Source organism: Streptomyces silaceus, assembly GCF_001419745.1.
Classification (GTDB): Bacteria; Actinomycetota; Actinomycetes; order Streptomycetales; family Streptomycetaceae; genus Streptomyces; species Streptomyces silaceus.
In genome coordinates, this window is the sequence record NZ_LIRJ01000419.1 from 1 (window position 1) to 4,814 (window position 4,814).

A 4,814-nucleotide genomic window follows, 5' to 3' on the forward strand; every position below is an offset into this window, starting at 1 on the left:
TCCCCGCCCGGCCCCCGGCACGCGCCGGTGAGCCACTGGCCGCCCGACTGGTGCTCGGGGAAGCCGTCGACGAGGACGAGGGCGCCCCGGTAGTCGAGCGTGCGGTGCAGGGTGACGGGCGAGGGGACCGGCGCCGGTTCGTCCAGGACGAGCACCGCGAGGTCGCCCTGCGCCTTGCCGAAGGGCGGCACCCAGTGCCCGGCCTCGACGGTCGCGGTGCGGCGCGGGGTGCGGGTCAGGCCCTGCAACAGCGGGAACTCGACCTGCACGCGGTCGGGGCGGCGGCCCGTGGCCGGGTCGCGGACGACGTGGGCGCAGGTGAGGACGCGGTCGGTGCCGAACAGCACCCCGGCGCCCAGCACGTCGCCGCTTCCGGATGCCGCCCACCGGCGCAGCCGCACCCGCCAACTGGAATGGTCCATCGGAGAGTCGACGCCCCCGTCCGCAGCTTCGGCAGCCCCCCGCAGCCTCCTCCTTGCCTCCTCAGGATAGGTGCGGGGGAGGGGTATGACGCCTGCGCTGCATGGGGAGGTAGTGGGGGACCCCGCGTCCGGAGCCCCCCTCCTGCCGGGTGTGCGCTCAGGCCCCCGGAGCGCCGGACCTCACGCCGACGAGACGGGGAAGGCCACGTCGCACACCTCGTCCTCGGGCCCCGTCTCCGCCCAGTCCACGAAGTACACCTCGCGGCACGGCCCCGTGACGGTCAGACCCTGCTCGGACACCCAGGCCTCCACGGCGTCGAAGGCCGCGATGATCTGCGGATACGACACCTGTGCCTTGGTGATCCTGGTGTACGCGAGACGGTGCGCGGGCTCCGCGCGGACGGTGAGGTCCGCCGTGCGCCCCCGCTGCCGCGCCCACGCGCGGGCCGCCTCCGCGTCGGCGACCGGCACGCACGACTCGGCGGGCCCGTCGCTCTCCTCGGTCACCTCGGAGTGGTAGACGACGTAGTGCGGGCCGGGCATGCCGCCGCACTCCTCGCGGGCCGCCCGCTCCAGGCGTTCGGCGGAGCCCGAGATCCACGCGGGCAGCTCGTTCGCCCGCACGTGCCGGGTCTCGCTGATGACGTACCGCTCCGGCACGTCCACGGTCTTCACTTCGAATGTCGCGTACAACTCGGCTTTCCTTCCCGAGAGTCGGCCACGGAGGTACCGCGCGAGCGTCCGCTGCTCCGCGAAGCGCTCCTCGACCCCGGCCCAGTAGCCGTCGAGCGAGCGCGCGGCCCGCTCACCGTCGAGCGCGACGACGTCGGCGACGGCCGCCAGCGGCATGTCCAGGCGGCGCAGCAGCGCGACCGTGCGGGCCCGCTCGACCTGGTCGGGCCGGTAGTAGCGGTAGCCGCTGGCCTCGTCGACGTGCGCGGGGGCCAGCAGCCCGAGCCGGTCGTACAGCCGCAGCGCCTTCGGCGAGAGCCGCGCGCGGGCGGCGAACGCGCCGATGGACAACAGCTCGTCGTCGTGTTCCACGTTCACGGGGTCATCCTCCGTCACCGGGCCGGTCGGCCCGGTGACGCAGACGGTGGGGTCTGTCCCAGGGGCAAGGTCAACCGCGTCGCCCGGCTAGCGGGTGTACTCCTGCCAGATCCGCGGCACGAGCACGTTCCCGCGCTCGGACCTGCTTCCGCCGACCCCGGACAGCGGCAGCAGCCGCGGCTCGTCGGGCCGCACGCGGAACAGCGTCACCGCCGTCGACAGATCCTTGGTGAACGCCGTGAACCAGGCCGACCTGAGTCGGTCCTGGTCGCCGGTGCGGCCCACCGCGACGTCCTCGCCGATCCGCTTGCCGCCCGCGCGCAGGGCGTCGGTGACCTCCTGGGCGACCTGCGGGTCCAGCGCGCGCCGGGACGCGGAGGGGGCGAGGCCGGGCAGGGCCACGCCGTCCTTGACGACCTTCGTCACCGAGTAGGGGTCGCGCCGCACGCCGTCGTTGGCGAAGGTGCCGTAGGCGGTGGCCATGCGGATCGCGCTGGGCGTCGACGTGCCGATGGAGAAGGTCGGCTCCAGTCGGGCCATGCTCTGGCGCAGCAGCCCGGCGTCCACGGCCGTCGCGCGGACCCTGTCCCGGCCGACGTCCCCGCCCAGGCGTACGTACGTGGCGTTGCCGCCGGACACCAGGGCCTCGGCGAGCGTGGGGCGGTCGGGGTCGGGGGAGCCGGCCGCCACGCGCAGGGTGCCGTCGGCGGCGTAGCGGCTGTCGGCCAGGACGCTCTCGCGCACGCCGGGCACACGGTTCTTGAGGCCCGCCTCGGCGAAGCCGGGACCCCGCACGGACACCCCGTGCTCCAGCGCGGCGGCCAGCACGAACGGCTTGAACGCGGAGCCCACCGGGACGCCGGACGTGTCGGCGTTGTTGGTGAAGTGCTCGGTGGCGTCCCGGCCGCCGTACAGCGCGAGGACCGCGCCGTCGGAGGGCCGCACGGACGCGGCGCCGACCTGGACGTGCCGGTCGGCCGCCCGGCCCTTGGGATCGAGGTCGCGGGCGAGGACGCGGCGCACGGCGCGCTCCATGCGGCGCACCTGGTGCCGGTCGAAGGTGGTGTGGATCCGGTACCCGCCGCGCGCCAACTGCTCGTCGGTGAGGCCGGTGTGCTGCTTCACGTAGCGGTTGGCGACGTCGACGAGATAGCCGGTCTGGCCGCCGAGGCTGGTGGAGCGCGACTGGCGGCGCGGCTCGGGGAACGTGCGGTACTTCGCCCGCTCCTTCTTCGACATCAGGCCGACGTCGACCTGCCGGTCCAGGATCCACGCCCAACGCCCGCGCGCCCGCTCGTGGTTGGCCCGGCTGATCGACGGATCGTACTGCTCGGCACCCTTCAGTACGGCGGCCAGCAGGGCGCCCTGGCTCGGGTCCAGGTCCTTGGCGGGGATGCCGTAGTAGGCGTGGGCGGCGGCCTCGATGCCGTTGGCGCCGCGCCCGAACCAGCTGGTGTTGAGGTACCCCTTGAGGATCTCGTCCTTGCTCTTCTTGCGGTCCACCTTCAGCGCGATGACGAACTCCTTGACCTTCCGCGTGACGGTCTGGTCCTGCGAGAGGTAGGTGTTCTTCACGTACTGCTGGGTGATGGTGGAACCGCCCTGGGTCTCCTGGCCGCGGGCCATGTTCACGACGGCGCGGGCCAGACCCTTGGGGGAGACCCCGGAGTCCTCGTAGAACGTCTCGTTCTCGGCGGCGATCACCGCGTCGACGGCGGAGGGGGCGATCCGGTCCAGGTCGACGATCTGCCGGTTGACCTCGCCGGTGCTCACCATCTGGGTGCCGTCGGACCAGTAGTAGACGTTGGCCTCGCGGCGGGCCGCCGCGTTCTCGTCGGGGATGTCCACGCTGACGTAGACGCAGACGAAGAGCCCGGCGACGGCGGTGACGAACAGGCCCGTCGTGGCGAGGAGCTGACGCCAGGACGGGAGCCAGCGGCGGACGCCGGAGCGGCCGGAGCGCGGATAGTCGACGAGGCGGCGCCGCTGTCCGCGCCGGCCGGCCGGGCGCCGCCGGGCGGCGGGCTGCCGCCGGCCGCGGCGACGCGGACTCTTCCCCTGCGTGTGTGTCCCCATGCCGGAGGAGAGCGCGCCGCACGCGGCCGGGTTGGCCGGGAGGCTGTTATCGGTACGTAACAGTCCGCTCGGGGAGGAGCGGTGAAGTCAGCGGACCTTCGTCAGCGCGCCCTTGTCCTTGAGGGTGGCGAACCCGTTGGCCCAGAGGCTGTTGACCCGCTGGCGCTCCTGGGCGTTGGGGTAGGCGTTGGTGCAGGACGTGCCGGGGCCGCCGCCCGACATCAGCTCGCTGCACGGGCCCGAGTAGTGGTCGGGCAGACCGAGCACGTGGCCGGTCTCGTGCGCCGTCACACGGGTGGAGTTGTACTGCTGGTTCTGCCGGTAGTCCAGGAAGATGTAGCCGCGGCCGTGCCCGTCGGTGGAGGCGTACGAGCCGCGCGAGTCATTGCCCTCGCGGTACTGGAAGTTGCCGGTCGAGCTGGTCTCCTGCAGCTTCACGTTGCTGACCGAGGAGTTCCATATCTGCGTGCTCTGGGCTATCTGGCTGCGGAAGCTGGGCGCCCGGCTGGTGTTGTAGGTGACGGTGACGACCTGGATGCCGGGCTTCTCCGCCTGCTTCTTCAGGGCCGACTTCATGACGGCCTCGAAGAACTGCCGGTTGGCGGCCTCCTCCTGGGCCGAGCCCGTGTACGACGACGTGGCGTGCGTCGTGGCGGGCTTGACGGAGTCGGGTGCCGGGGCGGGGGCCGCGAACGCCGTGGGGGCGGCGGCGAGCGAGGCCACGAGGGAGGCCGCGCCGAGAGCGGCGGCGAGGCTGATCCTGGATCTGTTCATGGGGGTGTGTCCCTTCCGGGATGGAGGCCTGCGGGTGCGGCCTCCGGTCGGGACGAGTATCGGGAGCGCGGGGCGTGTTTGCGCCGATGCCATTCGGCGATAACGCGACGGCATCAAGTGGCCCGTGGGGCACGCGACGTGCGCGTCACGGCAGCCTTCTGACGCGGTGCACGTCCCGTACGCACAGGTTGAGGGCGCAGGACACCACGATGATCCCCGCGCAGACCAGGAGCACCGAACGGTCGCTGAACACGGGGGAGATGAGCGCGACGACGAGATAGCCGAGCGGGATCGCGAGCCGCTCGCCGACCTGGTTGAAGGAGCTCATCCGCCCCAACTCGTCCTCGGGGACGTGCTGTTGGAAGGCCGTCACCCAGGTGACGGCGGCGATGTCCAGGGTGATGCCCGCGGCCACGGTGCACAGCAGCAGCCAGGGCAGCGGCAGCCCGAGCGCGAGCCCGGTCAGCGGCAGCGCGAGCCCGGCGCCGGCGA

Annotated in this window: 5 protein-coding genes; all 5 read right to left on the bottom strand. The window is 72.8% G+C overall.

The features are described from left to right. Positions 1-422, bottom strand: a 422-nt coding sequence (locus AOK22_RS32085; RefSeq protein ID WP_167357908.1) for a trypsin-like peptidase domain-containing protein, incomplete at its 3' end; no start/stop codon positions are given. 180 nt (positions 423-602) lie between these two features. Then, positions 603-1,472: a MerR family transcriptional regulator gene (locus AOK22_RS32090; RefSeq protein WP_425264094.1), complete on the bottom strand. Its 870-nt coding sequence runs from the start codon at positions 1,470-1,472 to the stop codon at positions 603-605. Positions 1,473-1,559: 87 nt separating this feature from the next. Continuing rightward, complete coding sequence (locus AOK22_RS32095) at positions 1,560-3,548, bottom strand: transglycosylase domain-containing protein (protein WP_079036961.1); 1,989 nt, start codon at positions 3,546-3,548, stop codon at positions 1,560-1,562. 87 nt (positions 3,549-3,635) lie between these two features. Continuing rightward, entirely contained in the window at positions 3,636-4,322 is a 687-nt protein-coding gene (gene snpA, locus AOK22_RS32100) for a snapalysin (RefSeq protein WP_055702233.1), read from the bottom strand. A 145-nt stretch (positions 4,323-4,467) separates the two neighbouring features. Continuing rightward, on the bottom strand, positions 4,468-4,814 hold a 347-nt coding region (locus AOK22_RS32105), incomplete at its 5' end, for an MFS transporter (RefSeq protein WP_157872335.1).

Coding starts and splice junctions, on each gene's coding strand:
- AOK22_RS32095 (WP_079036961.1), bottom strand. CDS start 3,548: ATGGGGACACACACGCAGGGGAAGAGTCCGCGTCGCCGCGGCCGGCGG.
- snpA (WP_055702233.1), bottom strand. CDS start 4,322: ATGAACAGATCCAGGATCAGCCTCGCCGCCGCTCTCGGCGCGGCCTCC.